Consider the following 25,454-nt stretch of genomic DNA (forward strand, 5'->3'; position numbering starts at 1 on the left):
GGGGTCATCCGGACGGGCTCCCTTCAGCGCGGCAGGAGCGAGGGGGATCGTATTAGGAGGAGCCGAAGGCGGGGGACATTCGCGGAGGGGGTCACCCGGCGATCACGGCCCCCGCACCACCCCGACAACGACCGCAAACAACCCCCCCGGTGCAAATGAGCGGCCCCTAAGCCGACGACTGCAATCCCGCCACCGCATCCCGCCACTCCCTCTCCAGCACCTCCACCAACGCCCCGGCCCCCATCGGCCGCACCCCCGCCACCCCCTGGCCCGCCCACAGCGACAGATACCGCGCATCCCCCGCGGCCGCCGCCGCCTTGCGCAAGGCCCCGGTCAGCGCGTTCTGCACCGGATAGGCCGGCACCGACAGCTCGTCGTCCCGCAGCTGCTCCATCACCCGGTTGACGATCCCACGTGCCGGCTTGCCGGAGAAGACGCGGGTGATGCGGGTGTCGGTGGCGCTCGCCGACTGCAGCGCCTGGCGGTACGCGCTGCCGATGCCCGATTCGTCGCAGGCCAGGAAGGCGGTGCCCATCTGCACCGCCTGCGCGCCCAAGGCCAGGGCCGCTGCGATGCCGCGGCCGTCCATGATCCCGCCGGCCGCGATCACCGGAATGCCCAGCGGGCGCAGCGCATCGGCGCACTGCGGCACCAGCGCCATCGTGCCGACCAGCGAGGCGGTGAAGTCGCCCAGGAAGGTTCCCCGGTGCCCGCCCGCCTCCATGCCCGACGCGCAGACCGCGTCGGCGCCCACGGCCGCCCAGGCACGGGCCTCGTCCACCGTGGTGGCGGTGCCCACCACGCGGCAGCCCGCCGCCTTCAACCGCGCCACGTCGTCCGCGACCAGGATGCCGAAGGTGAAACTGGCGACCGCCGGGCGCAGCGCGATCACGGTGTCGAGCTGCTGCCGGAAGTCCTCGCACCACTGGGCGGGCACGGCCGGTGCCAGGCCCAGCTCGGCGTGCAGCGGCGCCAGGCGCGCCATGGCGGCGGCCACGGTGGCCGGGTCGGGCGAAGGCGCGTCCTGCACGAAGAGGTTGATGCCGAAGGGCCGGTCGGTGCGGCGGCGGACGTCGGCGGCAGCGTCGGCCAAAGCGGCCGCGGAGCGCACGCCGGCACTCAGCATGCCCAGCCCGCCGGCGGCCGCGACGGCGGCGGCCAGTGCGGGGGTGTCGGCGCCGGTCATCGGGCCCTGGACGATGGGCAGGCGCAGGCCCAGGGTGGTGCGCAGGGATGCGGTCATGGAAGGCTCCTGGGATGGTGGGTGGGGACGATGGCGGCCTGCCGGCGCAGGCGCGCGCCGGCTAAGGGCGGGCCGATCCTTCGGCGTCGCGGGAAGGCGCATCGGGGGGCGTCGTGGCCGCAGCATCCGCAGGACCGACCGCCACGCCGTCCTGCAGCGCCGCCTGCAGCGCCGCCTGCAGCGCATCCAGCGCTGCCGACCGGTAGCCGCTGCGCCGCACCAGCAGCGTGTCGGCGGTGCAGAGCGGATGCAGCCGCAGCTCGCTCGGCACGCGGGTCAGCGCCAGCACCGAGCGGGGCACCACGCCCACGCAGCCGCCGGCCGCCACGCAGGCCAGGATCGCGTGGTAGGAACCCAGCTCCAGCAGCTGCACTGTCCGGGGCCGGGGGGCCAGCCAGGCCTGGGCGATGCGGCGGTAGGTGCAGCCCGCCTCGAAGGCGGCCAGCGTGCCGGGCTGCACGTCGGCGGGGCCCGTGACCGGCGGATGGCCGGCCGGCAGGGCCAGCACCAGTTCCTCGGCGTAGAGCGCCGTCGCGTCCAGCCCCGGGCCGGGCGGATCGCCCGGTGGCCAGGCGACCAGGATCGCGTCGAGCGCATGCGCCTCCAGCCGGTCGATCAGCTGCTGGCTGGACGCGGTGGAGAGCTCCAGCGCCACCTCCGGCCACTGGCGGTGGAAGCGCGCCAGCGGCCCGGGCAGCCGGCTTGCCGCGGTGCTCTCCATCGAGCCCAGCCGCAGCCGGCCGGCGGGGTGGGCCGGGCGCATCGCCTGGCGGGCTTCCTCGGCCAGGGCCAGCAGGCGGTCGGCATACCCGAGCAGGGTGCGGCCTTCGGTGGTCAGCGCCATGCGCCTGCCTTCGCGCAGGAACAGGGCGGTGCCGAGGGCGTCTTCCAGCTGCTGCACCCGGGTCGTCACGTTCGACTGCACCCGGCCCAGCCGCTCGGCTGCGCGGGTGATGCTGCCTTCGGCCGCCACGGTACGAAAGATTTCCAGCGCTGCCAGATCCAATTGCGTCCCCTGTCGATCTTCTCTGGGGATCGATTCTATATTTTCGTTCTCTTGATAAGATGGAAAGGCGCCGCCGTGGCGTGGGCTTTATCCCTACCTTTTCCGTGCCGCTTCGCTTCATTCCCCGCATCCGCCCCGACCGGCCCCTGCACATCGCCATCGCCGGCACCGCCACCCTGGCGGCGGCGCTGGGCATCGGCCGATTCGCCTTCACGCCCTTGCTGCCGATGATGCTGCACGACGGCGTGATCGACCTGGCCGCCGGCAGCTGGCTGGCGACGGCCAACTACATCGGCTACCTGGTCGGGGCACTGCTCTACATGGCGCTGCCGTGGCTGGGCCGCCGGATAGGGCGGGCGGCGCCGGGTGCGGCGCTGGCGCGCGGAGGGCTGGTGCTGACGGTGCTGCTTACGGTGGGGCTGGCCGTACCGTGGCAAGCCGGCTGGCCCACGCTGCGGTTCATCGCCGGGGTGGTGAGCGCGATGGTGTTCCTGTCGACCTCTCACTGGTGCATGGGCCGGCTGACCGCGCTGGGCACGCCGGCCCTCGGCGGGCTGATCTTCTGCGGGCCGGGTCTGGGCATCGCGCTGACGGGCCTGTCGGCCAGCGCGATGGTGGCGGCGCACTGGAGCGCGGCTACCGGCTGGGCGGTGTTCGGGGGTCTGGCCGCACTGCTGACCGCTTTCGTCTGGCCGGTGCTGGGGCGGGGCGGCGAGGCCGCATCGGCCGGCGGGCCGGCGCACGGCACGCCGTCGGCGCCCGCGCCGTCGCCCGCCGCCGAGCGTGCGCTGCTCGCCATCGCCTACGGCCTGGCCGGCTTCGGCTACATCGTCACCGCGACCTTCCTGCCGGTGATCGCCCGTACCGTGCTGCCGGCCGGCTCGCCCTGGCCCGACCTGTTCTGGCCGATGTTCGGCGGCGGCGTGGCGCTGGGCGCCCTGCTCTCGACCCGGGTGGCCCAGGCCCGCGACCGGCGCCTGCTGCTGGCGGCGTGCTACCTGGTGCAGGCCGCGGCCATCGTGCTGGGCATGGCGTGGCCCGGCCCGGCAGGCTTCGCGCTCGGCAGCCTGCTGCTCGGCCTGCCCTTCACCGCGATCACCTTCTTCGCCCTGCAGGAGGCCCGCCGCGAATGGCCCGCCGCCGGCGCCAGCTTCACCGGCCTGCTGACCGCCCTCTACGGCATCGGCCAGATCGCCGGGCCGCCGCTGGTGGCGCTGCTGCTGTCGCGCGCCGCCTCGCGGGCCGAGGGGTTTCACTGGGCGCTGGCGTTGGCGGCGAGCTCGCTGGTGCTGGGGGCGGGGTTGTACGGGGCGATGTGGAAGCGCTGGCCGGCGGCCGCGCACGCATCCCGCTAGCGGTTTTCAATTCCTGCGAGCGCAGGATTTTTCGGGCAGAACCAACGGTCGCATCAGCCTGTTCCTAAGATCGCAGGAACACTCTGCCCGCCTCAGGCCTCGACGCGGTGCTCGCCCCGCACCACCCGCACCACCCGCGCCGCCTCCAGCGGCATCTCCAGCACGAAGCAGGCGCCCGGCCCGCCGTCGGGGCGGTCTTCGCAGCGGACGGTGCCGCCGTGGCGCAGGGCGATCGAGCGGACCAGGGCCAGGCCCAGGCCGACCCCGCCGTCGCGTTCGCTGGCGCCGGGCAGGCGGTAGAACGGCTCGAAGATGCGGTCGCGCTGCTCGGGCGGCACGCCGGGGCCGTGGTCGCAGACGCGCAGCACCGCGCGGCCGGGGCGGCCCGGCGGGGCGGTTTCGCGCTGCAGGAGCAGTTCGATATCGCCCTGGCTGTAGCGCCGGGCGTTTTCCAGCAGGTTGCGCACCGCGCGGCGCAGCAGGCGGGCCACGCCGTGCACCTCCACGTCGGCGGCGCTGGGGTCTACCTGCAGCTCGGCACCGACGCGGGCGCATTCCTCGGCCGCCAGGCCGGTCAGGTCGACCGGCTCCTCGGTGCCGACGTCGGCCTCCTGCGCGTCGAGCCGGCTGGCCAGCAGGATCTCGTCGATCAGCTGGTCGAGCTCGGCGATGTTGCGGGCGATCTCGGCCTTGAAGGCGGGCGACGGCGTGCCGCCCATCAGCTCCAGCCCCATGCGGATGCGGGTGAGCGGCGAGCGCAGCTCGTGCGACGCGTTGGCCAGCAGGGTGCGGTGGGATTCGACCAGCGTCTCGATCCGCTCGGCCGCATGGTTGAAGCGGCGCGCCAGGAACGCGACCTCGTCGGAGCCCTGCACCGGCACCCGCGCGGCCAGGTCGCCGCGGCCCCAGCTCTCGACGCCCTGCTGCAGCCGCTCCAGCCGGCGGGTGAGCTTGCGGATGATCGGGTAGGTGGCCAGCGCCACCGCCACCGCCACCAGCCCCAGCGTCCAGAAGAAGCCGAAGGGCGGCTTGTTCCAGAAGCCGCCGGGCGGGCGCTGCAGGTGCATCGTGAGCAACTGGCCGTCGCCCATCGTGACAACGAACTCGGGGCCGGTGCGCGGCGGTGGCGGCGGGTGCAGGTTGGGCGGGAACGGCTTGTCGCTCGGGCCGGTATCGGTGGGCGCCTCGCCCGGCGGAATGCGCCGCCGCAGGATGCCGTTGCCGACCACGCCGCCCTCGACGTTGCGCACGATCAGCTCCCGCGGCGGCGGATCGGCCGCCATCTGCCAGGCCCAGCCGACCAGCAGCGTCAGCACCGCCACCGCCAGCAGCACCGCCAGCCAGATGCGCACGTACAGCCGCTGCCCCAGGCGCGCCAGCGGCCCGGAGCGCGATGGGCGCGGCGGCGATGCGGTCGGCGTCACCACGTCTAGTCTTGTTGTTTCGCGAACACGTAGCCCACGCCGCGCACCGTCAGGATGCGCTTGGGGTTCTTGGCGTCGACCTCGATCGCGGCGCGGATGCGGCCCATGTGCACGTCGATCGAGCGGTCGAAGGCCTCTAGCTCGCGGCCGCGCACGGCTTCCATGATCTGGTCGCGGCTCAACACCCGGCCGGCCCGCTCGGCCAGCGCGACCAGCAGGTCGAACTGGTAGGAGGTCAGCTCGCAGGCCTGGTTGCCGACGGTCACCGCGCGGGCGTCGCGGTCGATCTCCAGCGTGCCGAAGCGCAACGTGCGGGCCGACGGCGCGGCGCCGTCGCCGCGGCGGCGCAGGATGGCGCGGATGCGGGCCAGCAGTTCGCGCGGCTCGAAGGGCTTTGGCAGGTAGTCGTCGGCGCCCATCTCCAGGCCGATGATCCGGTCCATCGGGTCGCCCTTGGCGGTGAGCATCAGCACCGGCACGCGGGAGGCGCCGCTGGAGAGCGCGCGGATGCGGCGGCAGACCTCGAGCCCGTCGATGTCGGGCAGCATCAGGTCGAGGATCACCAGGTCGGGTACCGGCCCGTCGCCCTGGACCTGCGCCAGGCCGCTCAGGCCGTCGACCGCGTGGGCCATCTCGAAGCCCGACTGGGTCAGGTACTCGCCCACCATCTGCGCCAGGCGGGCGTCGTCTTCGATCATCAAAAGTCGGGTGGGGCTGGGTGTGCTCATGGTTGCATGCTCGTGCCGATGGTCGGGCGTTCGGTTGAAGCCACCGTAAAGTTGGGTAAACGGCGGTGCGCGGCGCAGATCGAATGCTATCGAATGTATAGCTGCTGGTCGGCACCCCGCGCCGGACTCAGGCCTTTTCTTCTCGCAGTCGTGCGCGGGCCGCCAGGGCCACCAGCACCAGCACCGGCAGGCCGAGCACGGCGGTCATCGTGAAGAAGGCGCCGTAGCCGTGCGCATCGACGTACACGCCCGAGAAGCCGGCCAGCCATTTGGGCAGCAGCAGCATCATCGAGCTGAAGAGGGCGTATTGCGTGGCCGAGTACTGGATGTTCGTCAGCGCCGACAGGTAGGCGATGAAGGCGGCCGAGGCGATGCCGCCGGCCAGGTTGTCGGCCGACACCACCGCTATCAGCCCCGCCACGTCGTGCCCCCGCGTGCCCAGCCAGGCGAAGAGCAGGTTGGAGAGCGACGACAGCACCGCGCCCAGCATCAGCACCCGCATCACCCCCACCCGCATCGTCAGCGCGCCGCCCAGGAAGGCGCCTGCCAGGGTCATCGCGACGCCGTAGACCTTGGTGACGCTGGCCACCTCGTCCTTGGTGAAGCCCATGTCGACGTAGAACGGGTTGGCCATGATGCCCATCACCACGTCGCTGATGCGGTAGGTGGCGATCAGCGCGAGGATCAGCAGGGCCTGGCCGCGGTAGCGGCGGATGAAGTCGGCGAACGGATCGACCAGCGCGCCGCGCAGCCACTCGGCCGCGTCGCGGGCCGGCGGCAGGGCGCGCGGCGCCGGCTCGGGCGAGAACAGCACCGTCGCGATGCCGATCGCCATCGACGCCGCCATCGCGCAGTACGCGAACGACCAGGCGCCCGGCTGGTAGCCGGCCGTACCCGCCGTCTCGGCCCGCGCGGCGATCCACAGCGCGCCGGCGCCGGCCCAGATCATCGCCAGCCGGTAGCCGGTCTGGTAGGTGGCGGCCAGGGCCGCTTGCCGGTCGGCGTCGGCCGATTCGATCCGGAAGGCGTCCAGCGCGATGTCCTGCGTGGCCGAGCCGAACGCCACCGCCAGCGCGCACCAGACCACCGGCCCCAGGTCGGCCCGCGGATCGTGCAGCGCCATGCCCACCAGGCCGGCCACCACCACGCACTGCGCCAGCAGCAGCCAGCTGCGCCGGCGGCCGAGCGCACGGGTCAGCAGCGGGATCGGCATCCGGTCGACCAGCGGCGCCCAGACCCACTTGAACGCATAGGCCAGGCCCACCCAGCTCAGGTAGCCGATGGTGGTGCGGTCGATGCCCGCCTCGCGCAGCCAGAAGCTCAGGGTGCCCAGCACCAGCAGCAGCGGCAGCCCGGCGGTGAAGCCGAGGGCCGCCATCCGCAGGCTGGCCGGCTCCCGGTAGACGCGGAAGGCCGCGCGCCAGGATCGGCGAGGCGGCGGCGTCGGCACCGCGGAAGAAGGAGAGGGCGAGGGTGCGGCGGCCGCGTTGGGGATGCTGTCCGACATGTGAATCCAGGGTTCTGCCTATTATTGGCCGCATGTGCCGACTCTGCGACCTCAAGACACCCGCCCCCGCCGCATCCGCCGGCGCCGGCGGCCTTCCACCCCGTACCTGGACGCGCCGCGGCTTCACCGCCCTGGTGGCCGCGGGCGGCACCTCGGCCGCGCTGGCGCAGGTCGATGTCGGCCAGGGCTCGCGCCTGCGCGGCCTGGTGCCGGCCGAGACCCTGGAGCAGGCCGCCGCCCAGCAGTACCCGGAGCTCATGGCCCAGGCCCGTGCCCAGAACGCGCTGGCGCCCGACAGCCATCCGCAGGTCGTCCGGCTGCGCGCCATCTCGCAGCGGATCATCCCGTACACCGCACAGTGGAACGACCGCTCCCGCAACTGGAAGTGGGAGGTCAACCTGATCGGCAGCAAGCAGATCAACGCCTTCTGCATGCCCGGCGGCAAGATTGCCTTCTATACCGGCATCCTCGACCAGCTAAAGCTCACCGACGACGAGACCGCGATGATCATGGGCCACGAGATGGCCCACGCCCTGCGCGAACATGCCCGCGCCCGCGTCGCCAAGACGCAGGCCACGCAGCTGGGCGTCTCGGCCATCTCGCAATTGCTCGGCCTGGGCCAGATCGGCCAGACCGTCACCGGCCTGGGCGGCGAGCTGCTCACCCTGCGCTTCAGCCGCGCCGACGAGACCGATGCCGACATCGTGGGCCTGGAACTGGCCGCACGGGCCGGCTTCGACCCGCAATCGGCGGTATCGCTGTGGGAGAAGATGGGCAAGGCCAGCGGCGCTGCCGGAGGCCCCAACTTCCTCTCCACCCACCCCTCGGGCCCCGACCGTATCCGCGAGCTGCAGGCCAACGTGCCGAAGGTGGAGCCGCTGTACGAGCAGGCCAAGCGCAGGGGTTGATCCACTGCCCCCAACCGAACGCTGCGCTCAGGTCCCGCCGACGTACGGATTGCTCTTGCGCTCCCGGCCGAAGGTGCTCTCGGGGCCGTGGCCGGGCACGAAGACGGTGGCGTCGCCCAGGGGCCAGAGCTGGGTGACGATGCTGCGGATCAGGGCCTGCGGGTCGCTGCGGGGGAAATCGGTGCGGCCGACCGATCCGGCGAAGAGCACGTCGCCGACAAAGGCTCGGTTCATCTCGGCATTGTGGAAGACGACGTGGCCCGGCGTGTGGCCGGGGCAGTGCCGCACCTGGAACACATGTTCGCCGAGCGCGACCGTATCGCCGCCCTGCAGCCAGCGCTGCGGCACGAAGGCGCCGGCCGGCGGGAAGCCGAAGGCACGCGCCTGCTCGGCCAGCCCGTCGATCAGGAACTGGTCGTCGGGATGCGGGCCGATCACCGGCAGGCCGCGCCGGGCGACCAGTTCGGCGACGCCGCCCGCATGGTCGATATGCGCATGGGTGAGCCAGATCTGGGTGAGCGCCACGCCCAGTTCCTCGGCGGTGGCGATCAGCAGCGGCACGTTGCCGCCCGGGTCGATCAGCACGCCCTCCATCGTGGCGTCGTCCCAGAGGAGCGAGCAGTTCTGTTGGAAGGCGGTGACGGGGAGGGTGCGGTACTGGAGCATCGGCCGATTGTCGCCGTGGCCGTGGCGGTGCACCGTGTCGGCGCCCGTTCGTGGGGCATGGGTGCCGTTCGGAAGCGGATCGCCACGCGGGGGCGGATCGACCCCCCGTGTAGAAGAAAAGTGGCCGCAGCCGGCGTGGAATGCCGGCTTGATGCTATTTAACCTGTAGCGGGCGACGGCCCGAGCCAGGGGGCGGTCGTCGGGTGCCGGTTCGTGGCACGGCCCTTGCATCTCGTCTTGTGTACAAGTTTGGATGCTTAACCGTGGTGCACAGCGATTCATCTTCATTCTCCACCGATCTGGACGGCAGCGTGCCTGCCGCGCATTCGCTGCCTGCCGAATTGGCAGCCCGGCCCGCGGCAGCCTGGATCGCCCGTTTCGGTACCGACTTGGCCGGCGCGGCCGCGGGCCCGCTGGCCGGCCTGCGGTTCGCCGCCAAGGACAACATCGACGTGGCCGGTGTGCCGACCACCGCCGCCTGCCCCGCTTTCGCCTACACGCCCGGCGCCCATGCGGAGGTCGTCGAGCGGCTGCTGCAGGCCGGTGCCGCGCTGGCCGGCAAGACCAACCTCGACCAGTTCGCCTGCGGCCTGAACGGCACCCGCTCGCCCTACGGCGCGGTGCCCAATGCGCTCGACGGGCGTTACGTCAGCGGCGGCTCCAGCTCCGGCTCGGCCTACGTGGTGGCGGCCGGCGAGGTGGATTTCGCGCTGGGCACCGACACCGCGGGCTCCGGCCGGGTGCCGGCGGGGCTCAACAACATCGTCGGCTTGAAGCCCAGCAAGGGCCTGGTCAGCACCCGCGGCGTGCTGCCGGCGGCGCAGAGCGTCGACTGCGTGTCGATCCTGGCGCCGACCGTGGCGATGGCGGTGCGGGTGCTGGAGGCGGCCATCGCCCACGATCCGCAGGACCCGTACTCCCGCGCGCTGCCGATGGCCCGCGCGCCGCTGCCCGACGCCTTCCGCTTCGGCGTGCCGGCCGTGCCGGAGTTCTACGGCGACACGCTGGCAGAGGCCGCATTCGCCGGCGCCTGCGCGCAGCTCGAAGCCCTGGGCGGCACCCGGGTGGCAATCGACTACGCGCCGCTCGCCGCCGCCGCCGCGCTGCTCTACGACAGCGCCCTGGTGGCCGAGCGCTATGCCGCGGTGCGCGATTTCTTCGACGCCCATGCCGACGCGGTGGTCGAGCCGGTGCGCTCGATCCTCGCCGCCGGCCAGCGCTACGGCGCGGCCAACGTGTTCGACGCGCAGCACCGGCTGCAGGCGCTGGCCGCGCAGGCGCTGCCGATGTGGGAGCAGATCGACCTGCTGTGCCTGCCGACCGCGCCGACGCACTGCACGGTGGAGGCGATGCGCGCCGCGCCGGTGGAGCGCAACCGCGAGCTGGGCCACTACACCAACTTCGTCAACCTGCTGGACTATGCGGCGCTCTCGGTGCCGGCGAGCCTGCGGCCTGACGGCCTGCCCTTCGGCATCACCCTGGTGGGCCGGGCCGGCAGCGACTGGCAGCTGGCCGACCTGGGGCAGCGCTTCCACCACGCCACCGGCCTGCCGCAGGGCGCTACCGGCCGGCCGCTGCCCGCGCCGGTACCCGTCGCCGCGCTGCAGCCGACACCCGCCACCCACCTGGCGCTGGCGGTGGTGGGCGCGCATCTGTCGGGTTTGCCGCTCAACGGACAGCTGACCTCGCGCGGCGCGCGGCTGCAGGAGGCCACCGCCACCACGCCGCGCTACCGGCTGCACGCGCTGCCCGGCACGGTGCCGCCCAAGCCCGGACTGCGCCGCCTGGCCGAGGGCGAGGCGGGCGGTACCGCGATCGCGCTCGAGGTCTGGCAGGTGCCGCTGGCCGAGGTCGGCAGCTTCCTGGCACTGGTGCCGGCGCCGCTGGCGCTGGGCAGCGTGGAGCTGGCCGACGGCCGCTGGGTGCACGGCTTCGTCTGCGAAGGCCATGCGCTGCAGGGCGCCGAAGACGTCAGCGCGCACGGCGGCTGGCGCGCCTACGTGGCGGCTCGCGTTGCCGCGGCAGCCGACATGGCACCCATTCCCACCGTTTCTTGAGGCCCCCGATGGACACCAACCTGCCCGAGATCCTGGCCGAAGTGCAGGCCGTCTGCGCCCGCTACGAGGCCGCGCTGATGGCCAACGACGTGGCGGTGCTCGACGGCCTGTTCTGGCACAGCCCGCACACCCTGCGCTACGGCGACACCGGCAACCAGTACGGCTTCGAGGCGATCCGCGCGTTCCGCGCCGCGCTGCCGCTGCAGAGCCCGCCGCGCACCGTGCTGCGCCAGGTCGTCACCACCTACGGCCGCGACTTCGCGACCAGCAACCTCGAGTTCCGCCGCGACGGTGGCGATGCCGAAGGCCGCCAGAGCCAGACCTGGGTGCGCACGCCCGAGGGCTGGCGGGTGGTGGCGGCGCACGTCAGCCTGCTTTGAATCCCTGCAATTCCTCTCGTCTTCGTCTTTCCCTTCATTTCAGGAGCTTTCCATGACGCACTCCTTCTCTTCCGCCTCCCGCCGCGATTCCCTCAAGACCCTCGCCGCCCTGGGCGCCGCCGGCACGCTGGGCGCCTGGGGCACGGCGGCCCGCGCCCAGAAGCCGCTGACCGTCGGCGTCATCTACGTCGGCCCGCGCGACGACTACGGCTACAACCAGTCGCATGCGCAGGCCGCGGCGGAATTGAAGAAGATGCCCGGCGTGAAGGTGGTCGAGGAAGAGAACGTGCCCGAGACTTCCGCGGTGCAGAAGACGATGGGCGGAATGATTGCGCAGGACGGCGCGCAGCTGCTGTTCCCCACTTCCTTCGGCTACTTCGACCCGCACGTGCTGGCAGTGGCGGGCAAGAATCCCGATGTGCGCTTCGCCCACTGCGGCGGCCTCTGGACCGAGGGCAAGCACCCGAAGAACGTGGGCAGCTTCTTCGGCTACATCGAGGAGTGCCAGTTCCTGAACGGCGTGGTGGCGGCGCACGCCACCAAGAGCAACAAGATCGGCTTCGTCGCGGCCAAGCCGATCCCGCAGGTGCTGCGCAACATCAACGCCTTCACCCTGGGCGCGCGTTCGGTCAAGCCGGGCATCACCTGCCATGTGATCTTCACCGGCGACTGGTCGCTGCCGGTCAAGGAGGCCGAGGCCACCAACAGCCTGGCCGACCAGGGCGTGGACGTGTTCACCATGCACGTCGACGGCCCCAAGGTCATCGTCGAGACGGCCGCCAAGCGCGGCAAGTCGGTCTGCGGCTACCACGCGAGCCAGGCCAAGCTGGCGCCGCAGGCCTACCTGACCGGCGCCGAATGGAACTGGATCACCGCCTACCAGGCCTTCGTCGCCGCGGCCCAGTCGGGCAAGCCGCATCCCAACTTCCTGCGGGGCGGCCTGAAGGACGGCTATGTGCGCATGTCGGCCTACGGCCCGGCGGTGAGCGAGGCCGCACGCAAGCAGGCCGATGCGGTCAAGGCGAAGATGATGGCGGGCGGCTTCGACATCTTCACCGGCGGCCTCAAGGACAACCAGGGCAAGGTGGTGGTGCCCGCCGGCAAGAACTACGGCCAGACCGACATCGAGCTGGAGAAGATGAACTACCTCGTCGAAGGCGTGGTGGGCAGCATCTGACCGCGGCACGACAGGCATCCATGTCCCTGCGCGAAACCTCGAAAGACATCGCCCTGCCGGTGCTGGCGGTCGGCGCCGCGCTGCTGCTGTTCGGCGCGCTGGCCGGGCTCGGCGGCGCGTCGCCGGTGGAGGTGTGGCGTACGCTGTTCACCGGCGCCTTCGGCAGCGCCTTCGCCTGGCAGAACACGCTGCAGCGTGCGGCCCCGCTGATGCTGGCCGCGCTCTGCGTGGCGATCCCGGCGCGCGCCGGGCTGATCGTGATCGGCGGCGAGGGCGCGCTGGTGCTGGGCGGCCTGGCCTGTGCGGTGCTGCCGCAGTGGCTGCCGCTGCCGGCCACCGTCGCCGGCACCGCGGTGCTCTGCGCCGCCGGTGCGCTGGTGGGCGCGGGCTGGACGGCGCTGGCCGGCTGGCTGCGCCAGGCGCGCGGCGTCAACGAGACCATAGGCAGCCTGCTGCTGGCCTATGTGGCGGTGGGCCTGTTCCGGCACCTGGTGGAGGGGCCGCTGCGCGACCCGGCCAGCCTCAACAAGCCGTCCACGCCGCCGCTGGCCGAAGGGCTGCTGATCGGCGGCATCGGCGGCTCCGACGTGCACTGGGGCTTGGTGCTGGGCGTGCTGGCCTGCGCGGGGCTGGGCCTGTGGCTGCGCGGCACCGTCTCGGGCTTCGCGGTGCGGGTGGTCGGCGGCAATCCGCGCGCGGCGCAGCTGGTGGGCCTGCCCGCCACCCGGCTGGTGCTGCTGGCCTGCGCGCTGGGCGGCGCCTGCGCGGGCCTGGCCGGCGCGGTCGAGGTGACGGCGGTGCACGGCAGCGCCAATGCGGCGCTGATCGCGGGCTACGGCTACGCCGGCATCCTGGTGGCTTTCATCGCCCGGCACAACCCGCTGGCGATCGTCCCGGTGGCCATCGTGTTCGGCGGCTTCGGCGCGGCGGGCAGCCTGCTGCAACGGCGGCTGGGCATGCCCGACGCGTCGATGCTGGTGCTGCAGGGCATCGCCTTCGTGCTGATCCTGGCCAGCGAAACGCTGCGCGGCCGGCCCTGGGCCTGGCCCGGGCGCGGCGTGCCCGTCTCCACGCCGAAGGAGGCGATGCCATGACCGCCGACCAGTGGACCGTGCTGCTCGCCGCCATCCTCGGCGGCGCGCTGCGGGTGGGCGTGCCCTTCCTGTTCGTGAGCCTGGGCGAATGCCTGACCGAGAAATCGGGGCGGATCAACCTGGGCCTGGAGGGCGTGCTGGTGCTGTCGGCGATGGCCGCCTTCGCCGGCGCCTGGGCCAGCGGCTCGCCCTGGGTGGGCGTGCTGGCCGGTGCCTGCGCGGGCGGCTTGCTGGCCACGCTGCACGGCCTGCTGTGCGCCCTGCCGCGGGTGAGCGACATAGCAGTCGGCATCGCGCTGATGCTGCTCGGCACCGGGCTGGCGTTCTACCTGGGCAAGCCGCTGATCCAGCCGCAGGCGGCGCAGCTGCCGGCGCTGGCCCTGGGCGCCTGGAGCGAGGTGCCGGCGGTGCGCCAAGCGCTGCAGATCAACCCGCTGCTGCCGCTGGGCGTCGGGCTGGCGGTGGCGATGGGGTGGGCGCTGGCCCGCACCCGCGCCGGGTTGCTGGTGCGGCTGGCGGGCGACTCGGCCGACGCCGCACGGGCGCTGGGATACCCGGTGGCGGGCGCGCGCATCGCGGCCACCGCGCTGGGGGGCTGTATCGCGGGGCTGGGTGGTGCGTCGCTCACGCTGTTCTATCCCGGCAGCTGGAACGAGGGCATCTCCAGCGGGCAGGGGCTGATCGCGGTGGCGCTGGTGATCTTCGCCCGCTGGAGCCCGCTGCGCTGCGTGGGTGCGGCGCTGATCTTCGGCGGTGCCGGGGCGATCGGCCCGGCGCTGCAGTCGGTGGGCATCGGCTGGGGCTACCACCTGTTCAACACCGTGCCGTATGCGCTGACGCTGCTGATCCTGGTCGTCACCTGCCGGCCCGGCCGCGCGGTGCCGGGGCAGCCGGGCGAGCTGACCTCGGCGTACTCCACTTCCTCTTCTTCCCATTGACCACGATCGGACACCTTCCATGAGCGGACTCGGCGGACTCAACAAATCGGCGCACGGCGTGGTCGTGGGCCTGGTGCAGCTGCAGCTGCCGGTGGTGCAGACCCCCGCGCAGCTGGCGGCGCAGACGCAGCGCATCTGCGAGCTGGTGGGCAAGGCCCGCCGCAACCAGTCCACCATGGACCTGGTGGTGTTCCCCGAATACGCGCTGCACGGCCTGTCGATGGACACCAACCCGGAGATCATGTGCAGCCTTGAAGGCCCCGAGGTGGCCGCCTTCAAGGCAGCGTGCACGGAGCACCGCATCTGGGGCTGCTTCTCGATCATGGAGGCCAACCCCGGCGGCAACCCCTACAACAGCGGCCTGATCATCGACGACACCGGCGCGATCCAGCTCTATTACCGCAAGCTGCACCCGTGGGTGCCGGTGGAGCCGTGGGAGCCGGGCAACCTGGGCGTGCCGGTGTGCACAGGTCCCAACGGCAGCCGCCTCTCGCTGATCATCTGCCACGACGGCATGTTTCCCGAGATGGCGCGCGAGGCCGCGTACAAGGGCGCCGACATCATCCTGCGCACCGCCGGCTACACCGCGCCGATCCGCCACGCCTGGAAGATCACCAACCAGGCCAACGCCTTCTGCAACCTGGCCTACACCGCCAGCGTCTGCCTGTGCGGCAGCGACGGCAGCTTCGACTCGATGGGCGAGGGCATGTTCTGCAGCTTCGACGGCACGGTGATGGTCGAGGGCGGCGGCCGGGCCGACGAGATCATCACCGCCGAGCTGCGGCCCGACCTGGTGCGCGAGGCCCGTACCGGCTGGGGCGTCGAGAACAACATCTACCAGCTCTACCACCGCGGCTACGTGGCGGTGCAGGGCGGCGCCCAGGACTGCCCCTACACCTACATGCACGACATGGCCGCCGGCCGCTACCGCCTGCCCTGGGGCGACCAGGTGCGGGTGACCGACGGCAGCGGCTGCGGCTTCGCGCCGCCCACCCGGGCCTACCGCGGCCCGGAAGACCATCCCCTCGTTCCCGGCCCGCAGGAGCCCGCCCGATGAGCACCACCACCACTGCCACCACCCCCGCTGCCGCCCGCACCGACGCACCACGCTACGTCCCGGCCCAGCCGTATCCCTGGCCCTACGACGGCGCGCTGCGGCCCGACAACACCGCGCTGGTCGTGATCGACATGCAGACCGATTTCTGCGGCGAGGGCGGCTATGTCGACGTGATGGGCTACGACCTGTCGCTGACGCAGGCGCCGATCGCGCCGATCGCCCGGGTGCTGGCCTGCATGCGCGCCCAGGGCTTCATGGTGATCCACACCCGCGAGGGCCACCGGCCCGACCTCTCGGACCTGCCGGCCAACAAGCGCTGGCGCTCGCGCCAGATCGGCGCCAACGGCACCGGCATCGGCGACGACGGCCCCTGCGGCCGCATCCTGGTGCGCGGCGAGCCGGGCTGGGAGATCATCCCCGCGCTGGCCCCGCTGAACAGCGAGACGGTCATCGACAAGCCCGGCAAGGGCTCCTTCTGCGCCACCGACCTGGAGCTGGTCCTGCGCACCCGCGGCATCGCCAACCTGGTGCTGACCGGCATCACCACCGACGTCTGCGTGCACACCACGATGCGCGAGGCCAACGACCGCGGCTTCGAATGCCTGGTGCTGTCCGACTGCACCGCCGCGACCGACCGCGGCAACCACGACGCCGCGCTGAAGATGATCACGATGCAGGGCGGCGTCTTCGGCGCGCACACCACCTCGCAGGCCCTGCTGGACCTGCTGCAGCCCGCGGAGCCGGCCGGGCGCGATACGGACATCGCCGCATGAACGCCGCGCCGATCGGCGGCCTGCCGGTGCACGCCGGCGCGCTGGCGCTCTCCACCTACCGCCTCACCAAGCGGTTCGGCGCGTTCACCGCGCTCGACGGCGTCTCGCTGGAGGTGGCGCCCGGCAGCGTGCATGCGCTGCTCGGCGAGAACGGCGCCGGCAAGAGCACGCTGGTCAAGTGCGTCGCGGGATTCCAGCGCGCGGAGGAGGGCAGCCTGCTGCTCGACGGCCGCGAGCACGAGGTGGCCAGCCCCGCCGCGGCGCGGGCGCTGGGCATCGGCATGGTCTACCAGCACTTCACCCTGGCGCCCGGCATGAGCGTGGCCGAGAACCTGCTGCTGGCCAGCGGCCAGGTGCCCGGCGTGATCGACTGGCGGGCGCAGCGCGCCGCGCTGCAGGCCTTCCTGGCCACCACGCCGTTCCGGCTGGACCTGGACGCCCGCCCGGCCGAACTGGCCGCCGGCGAGAAGCAGAAACTGGAACTGTTGAAGCAGCTCTACCTGCGCCCCCGCCTGCTGATCCTGGACGAGCCCACCTCGGTCCTCACCCCGCAGGAGGCCGACGAGGTGCTGGGCCATGTGCGGGCCATCGCCCGCAGCGGCGCCTGCAGCGTGCTGCTGATCACCCACAAGTTCCGCGAGGTCGAGGCCTATGCCGACGCGGTGACGGTGCTGCGCCGCGGCCGCGCGGTGCTGCACGGCCGGGTGGCCGACACCCGCAGCGACGCCCTGGCGGCCGCGATGATGGGCGAGGACGCCGTTTCCGAAAAAAAACTGCCTGCAGCCGGCGCGGATCGCCGGCCATCAGCTATCAAAACCATAGCAATCGATGCACCGGTGCTCCTGCAGGTCGAGGGCCTGGCCGCGCAGGGCGACCGCGGCACCCGGGCGCTGCACGGCATCGACCTGGCGGTGCGCGCCGGCGAAATCCTGGGCGTGGCCGGCGTCTCGGGCAACGGCCAGCGCGAGCTGGTCGAGGCGCTGGTGGGCCAGCGGCCGCGCCTGGCCGGCCGGGTGCGGGTGGCGGGCGAGGACTGGCGCGCCCGCCGCGCCGAGAACCGCCGCCTGCGGGTGCGCAGCCTGCCCGAGGAGCCGCTGCGCAACGCCTGCGTCGCCGACCTGAGCGTCGCCCAGAACATGGCGCTGCGCGACTTCGACCAGCCGCCCTATGCCCGCGCCGGCTGGCTGCGCACGGCGGCCTGGCGCCGCCGCGCCCGCGAATGGATCGCCGCCTACGGCGTCAAGACCCGCGGCGAGGACGCGCCGATCCGCAGCCTCTCCGGCGGCAACGTCCAGCGCGCGGTGCTGGCCCGCGAGCTCTACGGCGACATCCGGGTGCTGATCGCCGCCAACCCGGTCTTCGGCCTCGACTTCGCCGCGGTGCGCGACATCCACGCCCGGCTGCGCGGCGTGCGCGACGCCGGCGGCGCGGTGCTGCTGGTCAGCGAGGACCTGGACGAACTGCTCGCCCTGTCGGACCGCATCGTGGTGATGAGCGAAGGCCGCATCGTCTTCGAAACCCCGGCCGCCGCCGCCGACCGCCGCCAGCTCGGCGCCCACATGGCGGGCGGCCACGCGCCGGCCGCCCCGGCCCCTTCGGACCCTTCCCCGCCCCCCGTTTCGCCATGACCGACGACACCCTCACGCTCGACGCGAATCCCTTCGCCTACCGCTTCGCGCCGGCCCGCACCGCGCTGGTCGTGATCGACATGCAGCGCGATTTCCTGGAGCCGGGCGGCTTCGGCGCCGCGCTGGGCAACGACGTGTCCCGGCTGCAGGCCATCGTGCCGGCCTGCGCCGCGGTGCTGCGGGCCTGGCGGGCCATCGGCGGCATGGTGGTGCATACCCGCGAAGCGCACCGGCCCGACCTGTCGGACTGCCCGCCGGCCAAGCGGCTGCGCGGCACGCCCGCGCTGCGCATCGGCGACGCGGGGCCGATGGGCCGCATCCTGGTCGCGGGCGAGCCGGGCTGCGAGATCGTGCCCGCGCTGGCGCCACTAGAGAGCGAGACGGTGATCGACAAGCCCGGCAAGGGCGCGTTCCACGCCACCGGCCTGCAGGACCTGCTGCAGCGGCGCGGCATCGACCACCTGCTCTTCATGGGCGTGACCACCGAGGTCTGCGTGCAGACCAGCATGCGCGAGGCCAACGACCGCGGCTACGACGGCCTGCTGCTGGAGGACTGCACCGAGAGCTATTTCCCCGCCTTCAAGCAGGCCACGCTGGAGATGCTGTGCGCCCAGGGCGCCATCGTCGGCTGGACCGCGCCGAGTGCCGCACTGCTGGCGGCACTGCCCGCCGGGCGCTGATCGGCGTCGGCCACTACCATCGGCTCCGTGCAGACCGCCCCCATCCCCCTTGTTTCGCCCGCGCCCCGACGCTCCCGCGCCGAGGACGTGCATGCGCTCCTGAAGCGCGACATCGCCGATTTCCGGCTGGTGCCGGGCGACCGGTTCACCGAGAGCGAGATCAGCGAGCGCCTGGGCGTGTCCCGCACGCCGGTGCGCCAGGCGCTGTTCCAGCTGCAGCAGGAGGGCTTCGTCGAGGTGATGTTCCGCAGCGGCTGGCGGGTGCTGCCCTTCGATTTCGAGCAGTTCGAGCAGTTCTACGACCTGCGCCGCGTGCTGGAGACCGAGGCGGTGCGCCGCCTCTGCGCCCGGGACCCGCGGTCGGACCGCGCCCCGCTCGACGCGCTGGCCGCCTTCTGGCTGGTCGCGCCCGAGGCCCGCAGCACCGACCGCGACGAGGTGGCGGCACGCGACGAGGCGTTCCACTGCGTGCTGGTGGCCGCCGCCGGCAATGCCGAGATGGCGCGGGTGCACCGCGAGGTGACCGAACGCATCCGCATCATCCGCCGGCTCGACTTCACCCAGGCGCCCCGCATCGCCGCCACCTACGACGAGCATGCCGAGATCCTGCAGGCGGTGCTGGCCGGCCAGGCCGCTACGGCCGAGCGCCTGCTGCAGGACCACATCGCCGCCAGCCAGGCCGAGGTGCGCAAGATCACGCTGCACCAGGTGCACCTGGCGCGCGCCGCTTCCAAGACGACACCATGAACCGCGACACCGTCCTCTCCACCGACATCTCCACCGTCCCCGCCGCCGCACCCTCGGCGGGCCAGCATGTCGAGGTGTTCCGCATCGGCTGCAGCGGCCCCGGCGACCTGCGGGGCGTGCAGGCGCTGGTGGACGCGGGCACGCTCGACCCGCGCCGCATCGTCGCGGTGATGGGCAAGACCGAAGGCAACGGCTGCGTGAACGACTACACCCGCGAGTACGCGGCCGCTGCCTGGTGCCACTTCCTGGCGCCCTACCTGGGTTGCTCCGCGGCCGAGGCCGAGCAGCGGGTGGCCCTGGTCATGTCGGGCGGCACCGAGGGCGTGCTGTCGCCGCACTTCACCGTCTTCACCCGACAGCCCGCCGCGGCCGTGCCGTCGCACGGCGAGAAGCGGCTGGTCGTCGGCATCGCCCACACCCGGGACTTCGTGCCCGAGGAGATCGGCCGCACGGCGCAGATCGACGCCACCGCCGGCGCGGTCCGCGCCGCGATGGCCGACGCGGGCATCGCCGATGCGGCCGACGTGCACTTCGTGCAGGTCAAGTGCCCGTTGCTCACCTCGGCCAAGGTGCAGGACGCGCTGGAGCGGGGCGCTGTGCCGGTCACCCGCGACACCTACGAATCGATGGGCTATTCGCGCGGCGCGTCGGCCCTGGGCGTGGCCGCGGCGCTGGGCGAGGTGGACCGCGCCGCGCTGCACTACGGCGTGGTGCTGTCCGACTGGTCGCTGCACTCGGCCCGCGCCTCGGTCTCGGCCGGCATCGAGCTGGAGGGCAACGTGGTCGTGGTGCTGGGCGAGGCCGCCGGCAGCAGCTCCGCGCTGCGCATCGCCCACACGGTGATGCGCGACGCGGTGGACGCCGCCAGCGTCCGCCGCCTGCTGCGCGACGCCTTCGGCCTGGATGCCGACACCGACGCCGCCGCGATCGACCGTCGCCTGGTCAACCTGCTGGCCAAGGCCGAGGCCAGCCCCGACGGCCGGGTGCGCGGTGCCCGCCACACGATGCTGAACGATTCCGACATCAACGCCACCCGGCATGCGCGGGCCGCGGTGGGCGGCGTGCTGGCCTCGGTCGTCGGCCACACCGCGCTCTACGTGTCGGGCGGCGCGGAGCACCAGGGGCCGGCGGGCGGCGGGCCGGTGGCGGCGATTTTGCGGGTGCAGTAGGGAAACTCGCGCCCGCGGGGCGTTTCCCGGCCGCTCCTGCGGCCGTTGCGGGTCCAATGCGTGCGCTACTTGCGGCCTCCAGTTGACCGTAGGCCGCCTTTGGGTCGGCATCGTTGCAGCGAGCAAAACATGACGTGGATAAAATCCAGCACTCACTTCAAGAGCGACAGCATGCCTAGAACTCCCGCGCTCCGGCGACGCAAGACCCCCACCCGCAAGGCCGTCGTGCGGTCCGTCGCCAGCTCTACGGCAGTGGAAACGGGCCAAAGCATTTCTCAGCTCGAGCATCGGTTGGAGCAGCCCAGGGCGCGCTTCTCGCACATCAAGCTGGCCCGCTGAGGGGGGCATCGTTAGGCTCCATAGCCTGGGCTACAAATAGCTTCATCGGGCCGTAGTCGTTGGAAAATCCGGCGTGAATAGCGCCGATGTAGGCCGCTTTGTGTTGCTCCCAACGGGTGTAGTCCAGCGGGTCATGACCCGCCTGCACGGCCATCACATCGGCCAGCAAGCGCGACAAACGTCCATTGCCTTCGCGAAACGGGTGGATGACGATCAACTCCACATGCGTCACCGCGATAGCAGCCACCAGTTCGTCGGGTGCTAGGTTGTCACAGGGCGTCCACCGCGCCAGACATTCCCGTTCGAAATTTCCCAGCAATCGAGGCAGGAGCCCTGCAGCGGCGAACTGGAAGCCGTTTTTTCCCAGATTAACCGACCGTTCTTGGCCTGCCCATGCATACACGTTGCCCAGCCACAAACGGTGCCAGCGTTTGAGGTCGGCCACCGTCAACCGGCGATCGGGCAGGTCCTGCACGAGGAGTTCGTCGTACAACTCGCCGAGCAAGCGCAATTCAAGCTCGTCCATATCGTCTGCGGACGTGATGCCGACCAGATTGCGCAGCACTTTGTCGTGTGAGCCGGGCTCGAATTCACCTTCGGCTCCGCTGGTGTGGTATCGGTTTGTCATAGCGAATCGGATTTGACCGTTGTCTTGAAACGCAATGGTGCTTCCATAACCAACCGAAAGCGTTCATCCGGAGTACGGATGGGCGTGAAGCATCGGTCGATGACGCTGACTCTTCGGTCCCGAGAGCGACGCAGGTAGCCCCGTGCGATCCGCGGGGCCCATCACAACATGAAGTCGTAATCCACCGTCACCGGCGCGTGGTCCGAGAACTTGACGTCCTTGTAGATCTGCTCGGTGCGGGCCAGCGCGGCCATCGCGGGCGTGGCGAGGTGGTAGTCCAGCCGCCATCCCACGTTCTTCGCATACGCCTGTCCCCGGTTGCTCCACCAGGTGTAGGCGGCCTCGGTGGCGTCGGGCTGGAGCTGACGATAAACGTCCACCAGGCCGCCGCCTTCGTCGGTCAGGTGCAACACTTTTGTCATCCAGGCGCGCTCTTCGGGCAGGAAGCCGCTGTTCTTCTGGTTGCTTTTCCAGTTTTTCAGGTCGGCCTGCTGGTGGGCGATGTTGATGTCGCCGCAGAGGATGAACTCGCGCTCGGCCTTGAGCCGCATCAGGTGCGGATGGAAGTCGGCCAGGAAGCGGAACTTGGCCGCCTGCCGCTCCTCGCCCGACGATCCGCTGGGGAAGTAGCAGCTGATGATCGAGAGCTTGCGGGCGGGCGTGTCGAAGCGGGCTTCGATGTAGCGGCCCTCGGCGTCGAACTCCTCGCCGCCGTAGCCGATGCGCACGTCCGACGGCGTGTGCCGGGTATAGATGCCGACGCCCGAGTAGCCCTTCTTCTGCGCGAAGTGGAAATGGCCCTGGAGCCCGGCCATCTGCTCGAAGCGGCCGGCCACGTCGGCCGCCTGGGCCTTGACCTCCTGCACGCAAATACAATCCGGCGCAGTGGCCGCGATCCAGGCTTCCACGCCTTTGGTGGCCGCCGAGCGGATGCCGTTGAGGTTCAGGCTGGTCAATTTGAACAAGGATTTCTCCATGCTGGTTGATGGCGTCCGGGCAGCTCAGGAAACCGCGGCGACGGATCCGCGGCTGGCCCAGGATTTCGTGCGGTTCTGCGTCGATTCCGGCGTGTTGCGCTTCGGCGAATTCAAGACCAAGGCGGGCCGGCTGAGCCCGTACTTCTTCAACGCGGGCCTCTTCGACGACGGCGCCAAGCTGGGCCGGCTGGCCGAATTCTATGCACAGGCCCTGCTCGCCAGCGGCATCGAATTCGACATGGTCTTCGGCCCGGCCTACAAGGGCATTCCGCTGGCGGCGGCGGTATCGGTCGAGCTGGCGCGGCGCGGCCGCAACCTGCCTTTCGCCTACAACCGCAAGGAGGCCAAGGACCACGGCGAGGGCGGCACCCTGGTGGGCGCGCCGCTGGCCGGCCGGGTGCTGATCATCGACGACGTGATGTCCGCCGGCACCGCCGCGCGCGAGTCGATCGCCCTGATCCGGGCCGCCGGCGCGGTGCCGCATGCGATGGCGATCGCCCTCGACCGCCAGGAGAAGGCGACCGAGAACGGGCAGGACGTCGACCACAGCGCGGTGCAGTACGTGCGGGGCCGTCTGGGCATGCAGGTCTGCACCATCGCGAGGCTGGCCGACTTATTGCTGTATCTGAATGAAACAGGCGGTCAAAGTACCGCCCACCATGCCCGTGTGCTGGCCTACCGCCAGCGCTACGGCGTCCAGGACTGATACGACGACAGGAACACAGTGGAAGCAGCGCGCAGGCTGAGAAGGACCGGACCATGGGCATGCGCCGTGGCGGCGCTCTGGTGCGCGGCGACGGGCGTGCAGGCCCAGGCGCCCCAGCCGGCCGGCGGCCCCAGCATCTACGCCTGCGTCGATTCCAAGGGCCGGCGGCTCACCTCCGACCGGCCGATCGCCGAATGCCTCGACCGGGAGCAGCGCGAGCTCAACCCCAGCGGATCGCTGCGCCGGGTGGTGGTGCCGCCGCCGACCGAAATGGAGCGTCTGGCCCAGGAGGCCCGCGACCGTGCCGAGGTCGAGCGCCGGGCCCAGGCCGCCGAGCAGGCGCGCCGCGAGCGGGTGATGCTGGTCCGCTACCCCAACGAGGCGGCGCACAACGCAGAACGCGCCAGTGCCCTGCAGCGGGTCGACGAGAGCATGGCCCTGACCCGCCTGCGCATCGGCCAGCTCGAGCGCCAGCAGAAGGACGTCGAGGCCGCGATGGCGCGCTTCGCCGCCGACAGCGCCAAGATGCCCAACGGCCTATTCCAGGAAAAGGCCGACGTGCTGAAAGCGATCGGCATCCAGAAGAAGGCCCTGGCCGAACTGGAGCAGGAGAAGCAACGGGTGCACCTGCGCTTCGACACCGAGAGCGCCCAGCTGCGGCCGCTCTGGGCCTCGCCGCCGCCCGAGCCGGCGCAGCCCGCGCCGATCCTGCTGCCGCGCTGAGCGCGGCGGCGCGGTCCGCCCTGCGTCAGCCCTGGAGCTTCTTGCGCAGCAGTTCGTTGACCTGCGCCGGATTGGCCTTGCCCTTGCTGGCCTTCATCGCCTGGCCCACCAGTGCGTTGAACGCCTTCTCCTTGCCAGCGCGGAACTCCTCCACGTTCTTCGGGTTGGCGGCGAGCACCTCGTCGAGGATCGCCTCCAGCGCGCCGCTGTCGTTGTCCTGGCGCAGGCCCTTGGCTTCGATCACCGCATCCACGTCGCTGCCGTCGCCGGTCCACAGCGCGTCGAACACCTGGCGCGCCGTGTTGTTCGACAGCGTGCCGTCGCCGATGCGGCCGATGAGCGTGCCCAGCTGCACGGCCGACACCGGTGCATCGGCCAGCGCGATGCCGCCGGCGTTGAGCCGGCGCGAGAGTTCGCCCATGATCCAGTTGCTGGCCAGCTTGGGCGCGGCGCCGGCGGCCACCGCGGCCTCGAAGTACGCGGCGGTGCCCTTGTCCTGGGTGAGCTGCGTGGCGTCGTACTCGGGCAGGCCGTGGGTGGCGACGAAGCGGGCCGCCATCACCCGGGGGAGTTCGGCCATCTGGCCGCGCACCCCCTCGACCCAGTCGGCGCCGATCACCAGCGGCGGCAGGTCGGGGTCGGGGAAATAGCGGTAGTCGGCCGCGTCTTCCTTGGTCCGCATCGCGCGGGTTTCACCGGTGTCGGGATTGAACAGCACGGTGGCCTGCTGGATCGCACGGCCGTCCTCGATCTCCTCGATCTGCCAGCGGATCTCGTAGTCGATCGCCTGCTGCATGAACTTGAAGCTGTTCAGGTTCTTGATCTCGCGGCGGGTGCCCAGCGGCTGGCCGGGCCTGCGCACCGACACGTTGGCATCGCAGCGGAAGCTGCCTTCCTGCATGTTGCCGTCGCAGATGCCGATCCAGGTCACGATCTTGTGCAGTTCGCGGGCATAGGCCACCGCCTCGGCCGACGAGCGGATGTCGGGCTCGGTCACGATCTCGAGCAGCGGCGTGCCGGCGCGGTTCAGGTCGATGCCGCTCTGGCCGATGAAGTTCTCGTGCAGCGACTTGCCGGCGTCTTCTTCCAGATGGGCGCGCACCAGGCGCACCGTCTTCTTCTCGCGCGCCGCATCGGCGCCCTTGCCGGTTTCCAGGAAGAACTCGACGCTGCCGCCCTGCACCACCGGGATCTCGAACTGGCTGATCTGGTAGCCCTTGGGCAGGTCGGGATAGAAGTAGTTCTTGCGGGCGAAGACGCTGCGCGGCGCGATGTGGGAGCCGAGCGCCAGGCCGAGCTCGATCGCGCGCTCGACCGCGCCCTTGTTCATCACCGGCAGCGTGCCCGGCAGCGCCAGGTCGACCGGCGCGGCCTGGGTGTTGGCCTCGGCGCCGAAAGCCGTCGGCGCGCGGCTGAAGATCTTGGAGACGGTCGAGAGCTGGGCATGCGTCTCGAAGCCGATGACGACTTCGTAGCCCTGGACCAGCGGCCCGGTGGGGCGGCCTTCCTGCTGCGCGGCAAAGGAGTTCACGGGTTCGCTCATG

The 25,454-nt window shown here is 71.6% G+C and carries 24 protein-coding genes; 15 read left to right on the forward strand and 9 right to left on the reverse strand.

Annotated elements, in window-relative coordinates; all coding sequences use genetic code 11:
* Window positions 1–166: 166 nt before the first annotated feature.
* Window positions 167–1,243, reverse strand: coding sequence for a nitronate monooxygenase family protein (locus tag ASE76_RS08165; protein ID WP_055837533.1), 1,077 nt, complete (start codon window positions 1,241–1,243; stop codon window positions 167–169).
* 61 nt (window positions 1,244–1,304) lie between these two features.
* On the reverse strand, window positions 1,305–2,249 hold the full coding sequence (locus tag ASE76_RS08170) for a LysR substrate-binding domain-containing protein (RefSeq protein ID WP_055837536.1): 945 nt from the start codon (window positions 2,247–2,249) through the stop codon (window positions 1,305–1,307).
* 104 nt (window positions 2,250–2,353) lie between these two features.
* Between ASE76_RS08170 and ASE76_RS08175 the strand changes: the two genes are divergently transcribed.
* On the forward strand, window positions 2,354–3,604 hold the full coding sequence (locus ASE76_RS08175; RefSeq protein WP_236698386.1) for a YbfB/YjiJ family MFS transporter: 1,251 nt from the start codon (window positions 2,354–2,356) through the stop codon (window positions 3,602–3,604).
* 92 nt (window positions 3,605–3,696) lie between these two features.
* On the opposite strand, the gene ASE76_RS08180 is transcribed toward ASE76_RS08175, so the two are convergent.
* The 3 genes from ASE76_RS08180 to ASE76_RS08190 form a co-directional block, all read right to left on the reverse strand.
* Complete coding sequence (locus ASE76_RS08180) at window positions 3,697–5,028, reverse strand: HAMP domain-containing sensor histidine kinase (RefSeq protein ID WP_055837654.1); 1,332 nt, start codon at window positions 5,026–5,028, stop codon at window positions 3,697–3,699.
* Window positions 5,029–5,033: 5 nt separating this feature from the next.
* A complete protein-coding gene (locus ASE76_RS08185) occupies window positions 5,034–5,756 on the reverse strand; it encodes a response regulator transcription factor (protein ID WP_055837539.1) in 723 nt (240 codons plus the stop codon).
* A gap of 127 nt (window positions 5,757–5,883) precedes the next feature.
* Window positions 5,884–7,263, reverse strand: a complete 1,380-nt coding sequence (locus tag ASE76_RS08190) for an MFS transporter (RefSeq protein ID WP_055837541.1) — start codon at window positions 7,261–7,263, stop codon at window positions 5,884–5,886.
* A gap of 32 nt (window positions 7,264–7,295) precedes the next feature.
* Between ASE76_RS08190 and ASE76_RS08195 the strand changes: the two genes are divergently transcribed.
* Entirely contained in the window at window positions 7,296–8,171 is an 876-nt protein-coding gene (locus ASE76_RS08195) for a M48 family metallopeptidase (protein WP_055837544.1), read from the forward strand.
* A 27-nt stretch (window positions 8,172–8,198) separates the two neighbouring features.
* On the opposite strand, the gene ASE76_RS08200 is transcribed toward ASE76_RS08195, so the two are convergent.
* The gene (locus ASE76_RS08200; protein WP_055837547.1) at window positions 8,199–8,837 is read right to left on the reverse strand and encodes an MBL fold metallo-hydrolase; all 639 of its coding nucleotides are present in this window, start codon (window positions 8,835–8,837) and stop codon (window positions 8,199–8,201) included.
* A gap of 311 nt (window positions 8,838–9,148) precedes the next feature.
* On the opposite strand from ASE76_RS08200, the gene atzF reads away from it, so the two are divergent.
* From atzF to ASE76_RS08255, 11 genes are read left to right on the forward strand one after another with little or no spacing between them, the layout of a single operon-like run.
* Window positions 9,149–10,894, forward strand: a complete 1,746-nt coding sequence (gene atzF / locus ASE76_RS08205; RefSeq protein ID WP_304437652.1) for an allophanate hydrolase — start codon at window positions 9,149–9,151, stop codon at window positions 10,892–10,894.
* An 8-nt stretch (window positions 10,895–10,902) separates the two neighbouring features.
* On the forward strand, window positions 10,903–11,274 hold the full coding sequence (hpxZ, locus tag ASE76_RS08210) for an oxalurate catabolism protein HpxZ (protein ID WP_055837550.1): 372 nt from the start codon (window positions 10,903–10,905) through the stop codon (window positions 11,272–11,274).
* A 52-nt stretch (window positions 11,275–11,326) separates the two neighbouring features.
* Window positions 11,327–12,451 (forward strand): BMP family ABC transporter substrate-binding protein, encoded by a 1,125-nt coding sequence (locus ASE76_RS08215; RefSeq protein ID WP_055837552.1) that lies wholly within the window; start codon window positions 11,327–11,329, stop codon window positions 12,449–12,451.
* Between the two features lie 20 nt (window positions 12,452–12,471).
* On the forward strand, window positions 12,472–13,545 hold the full coding sequence (locus ASE76_RS08220) for an ABC transporter permease (protein WP_168389234.1): 1,074 nt from the start codon (window positions 12,472–12,474) through the stop codon (window positions 13,543–13,545).
* Window positions 13,542–14,483, forward strand: a complete 942-nt coding sequence (locus tag ASE76_RS08225) for an ABC transporter permease (RefSeq protein WP_055837659.1) — start codon at window positions 13,542–13,544, stop codon at window positions 14,481–14,483. Before ASE76_RS08220 ends, ASE76_RS08225 begins: the two co-directional genes overlap by 4 nt.
* Window positions 14,484–14,502: 19 nt before the next feature.
* On the forward strand, window positions 14,503–15,540 hold the full coding sequence (locus tag ASE76_RS08230) for a formamidase (RefSeq protein WP_055837555.1): 1,038 nt from the start codon (window positions 14,503–14,505) through the stop codon (window positions 15,538–15,540).
* On the forward strand, window positions 15,537–16,313 hold the full coding sequence (locus ASE76_RS08235; RefSeq protein ID WP_055837558.1) for a cysteine hydrolase family protein: 777 nt from the start codon (window positions 15,537–15,539) through the stop codon (window positions 16,311–16,313). The genes ASE76_RS08230 and ASE76_RS08235 overlap by 4 nt, the downstream gene beginning before the upstream one ends.
* Window positions 16,310–17,941, forward strand: a complete 1,632-nt coding sequence (locus tag ASE76_RS08240; RefSeq protein WP_055837561.1) for an ABC transporter ATP-binding protein — start codon at window positions 16,310–16,312, stop codon at window positions 17,939–17,941. The genes ASE76_RS08235 and ASE76_RS08240 overlap by 4 nt, the downstream gene beginning before the upstream one ends.
* On the forward strand, window positions 17,938–18,621 hold the full coding sequence (locus tag ASE76_RS08245) for a cysteine hydrolase family protein (RefSeq protein ID WP_055837564.1): 684 nt from the start codon (window positions 17,938–17,940) through the stop codon (window positions 18,619–18,621). Before ASE76_RS08240 ends, ASE76_RS08245 begins: the two co-directional genes overlap by 4 nt.
* 27 nt (window positions 18,622–18,648) lie before the next feature.
* Window positions 18,649–19,368: a GntR family transcriptional regulator gene (locus ASE76_RS08250; RefSeq protein ID WP_055837567.1), complete on the forward strand. Its 720-nt coding sequence runs from the start codon at window positions 18,649–18,651 to the stop codon at window positions 19,366–19,368.
* Window positions 19,365–20,537 carry a ring-opening amidohydrolase gene (locus ASE76_RS08255; protein WP_082448201.1) on the forward strand — a complete coding sequence of 391 codons (1,173 nt, stop codon included), beginning with the start codon at window positions 19,365–19,367 and terminating at the stop codon, window positions 20,535–20,537. Before ASE76_RS08250 ends, ASE76_RS08255 begins: the two co-directional genes overlap by 4 nt.
* A gap of 322 nt (window positions 20,538–20,859) precedes the next feature.
* Here the strand turns inward: ASE76_RS08255 and ASE76_RS08265 are convergent, their stop codons facing one another.
* Entirely contained in the window at window positions 20,860–21,504 is a 645-nt protein-coding gene (locus ASE76_RS08265; protein WP_055837573.1) for a Fic family protein, read from the reverse strand.
* Window positions 21,505–21,665: 161 nt separating this feature from the next.
* Window positions 21,666–22,469, reverse strand: coding sequence for an exodeoxyribonuclease III (locus tag ASE76_RS08270; RefSeq protein WP_055837665.1), 804 nt, complete (start codon window positions 22,467–22,469; stop codon window positions 21,666–21,668).
* A gap of 10 nt (window positions 22,470–22,479) precedes the next feature.
* Between ASE76_RS08270 and pyrE the strand changes: the two genes are divergently transcribed.
* Window positions 22,480–23,187 (forward strand): orotate phosphoribosyltransferase, encoded by a 708-nt coding sequence (gene pyrE, locus ASE76_RS08275; protein ID WP_055837576.1) that lies wholly within the window; start codon window positions 22,480–22,482, stop codon window positions 23,185–23,187.
* 66 nt (window positions 23,188–23,253) lie between these two features.
* Window positions 23,254–23,910 carry a hypothetical protein gene (locus tag ASE76_RS08280; RefSeq protein WP_055837579.1) on the forward strand — a complete coding sequence of 219 codons (657 nt, stop codon included), beginning with the start codon at window positions 23,254–23,256 and terminating at the stop codon, window positions 23,908–23,910.
* Between the two features lie 25 nt (window positions 23,911–23,935).
* Here ASE76_RS08280 and gatB read toward each other — a convergent pair whose 3' ends face one another.
* A complete protein-coding gene (gene gatB, locus ASE76_RS08285; RefSeq protein ID WP_055837583.1) occupies window positions 23,936–25,453 on the reverse strand; it encodes an Asp-tRNA(Asn)/Glu-tRNA(Gln) amidotransferase subunit GatB in 1,518 nt (505 codons plus the stop codon).
* Between the last annotated feature and the right edge of the window lies 1 nt (window position 25,454).

Source organism: Xylophilus sp. Leaf220, from assembly GCF_001421705.1.
Lineage (GTDB): Bacteria > Pseudomonadota > Gammaproteobacteria > Burkholderiales > Burkholderiaceae_C > Xylophilus.

Bases quoted from the DNA above. Each gene is read 5' to 3' on its own strand.
- ASE76_RS08225 (WP_055837659.1), top strand. From the start codon at position 13,542: ATGACCGCCGACCAGTGGACCGTGCTGCTCGCCGCCATCCTCGGCGGC.
- ASE76_RS08255 (WP_082448201.1), top strand. From the start codon at position 19,365: ATGAACCGCGACACCGTCCTCTCCACCGACATCTCCACCGTCCCCGCC.
- ASE76_RS08235 (WP_055837558.1), top strand. From the start codon at position 15,537: ATGAGCACCACCACCACTGCCACCACCCCCGCTGCCGCCCGCACCGAC.
- pyrE (WP_055837576.1), top strand. From the start codon at position 22,480: ATGCTGGTTGATGGCGTCCGGGCAGCTCAGGAAACCGCGGCGACGGAT.
- ASE76_RS08190 (WP_055837541.1), bottom strand. From the start codon at position 7,263: ATGTCGGACAGCATCCCCAACGCGGCCGCCGCACCCTCGCCCTCTCCT.
- ASE76_RS08220 (WP_168389234.1), top strand. From the start codon at position 12,472: ATGTCCCTGCGCGAAACCTCGAAAGACATCGCCCTGCCGGTGCTGGCG.
- ASE76_RS08245 (WP_055837564.1), top strand. From the start codon at position 17,938: ATGACCGACGACACCCTCACGCTCGACGCGAATCCCTTCGCCTACCGC.
- ASE76_RS08215 (WP_055837552.1), top strand. From the start codon at position 11,327: ATGACGCACTCCTTCTCTTCCGCCTCCCGCCGCGATTCCCTCAAGACC.
- ASE76_RS08230 (WP_055837555.1), top strand. From the start codon at position 14,503: ATGAGCGGACTCGGCGGACTCAACAAATCGGCGCACGGCGTGGTCGTG.
- gatB (WP_055837583.1), bottom strand. From the start codon at position 25,453: ATGAGCGAACCCGTGAACTCCTTTGCCGCGCAGCAGGAAGGCCGCCCC.
- ASE76_RS08265 (WP_055837573.1), bottom strand. From the start codon at position 21,504: ATGACAAACCGATACCACACCAGCGGAGCCGAAGGTGAATTCGAGCCC.
- ASE76_RS08195 (WP_055837544.1), top strand. From the start codon at position 7,296: ATGTGCCGACTCTGCGACCTCAAGACACCCGCCCCCGCCGCATCCGCC.
- hpxZ (WP_055837550.1), top strand. From the start codon at position 10,903: ATGGACACCAACCTGCCCGAGATCCTGGCCGAAGTGCAGGCCGTCTGC.
- ASE76_RS08165 (WP_055837533.1), bottom strand. From the start codon at position 1,243: ATGACCGCATCCCTGCGCACCACCCTGGGCCTGCGCCTGCCCATCGTC.
- ASE76_RS08240 (WP_055837561.1), top strand. From the start codon at position 16,310: ATGAACGCCGCGCCGATCGGCGGCCTGCCGGTGCACGCCGGCGCGCTG.
- ASE76_RS08185 (WP_055837539.1), bottom strand. From the start codon at position 5,756: ATGAGCACACCCAGCCCCACCCGACTTTTGATGATCGAAGACGACGCC.
- ASE76_RS08200 (WP_055837547.1), bottom strand. From the start codon at position 8,837: ATGCTCCAGTACCGCACCCTCCCCGTCACCGCCTTCCAACAGAACTGC.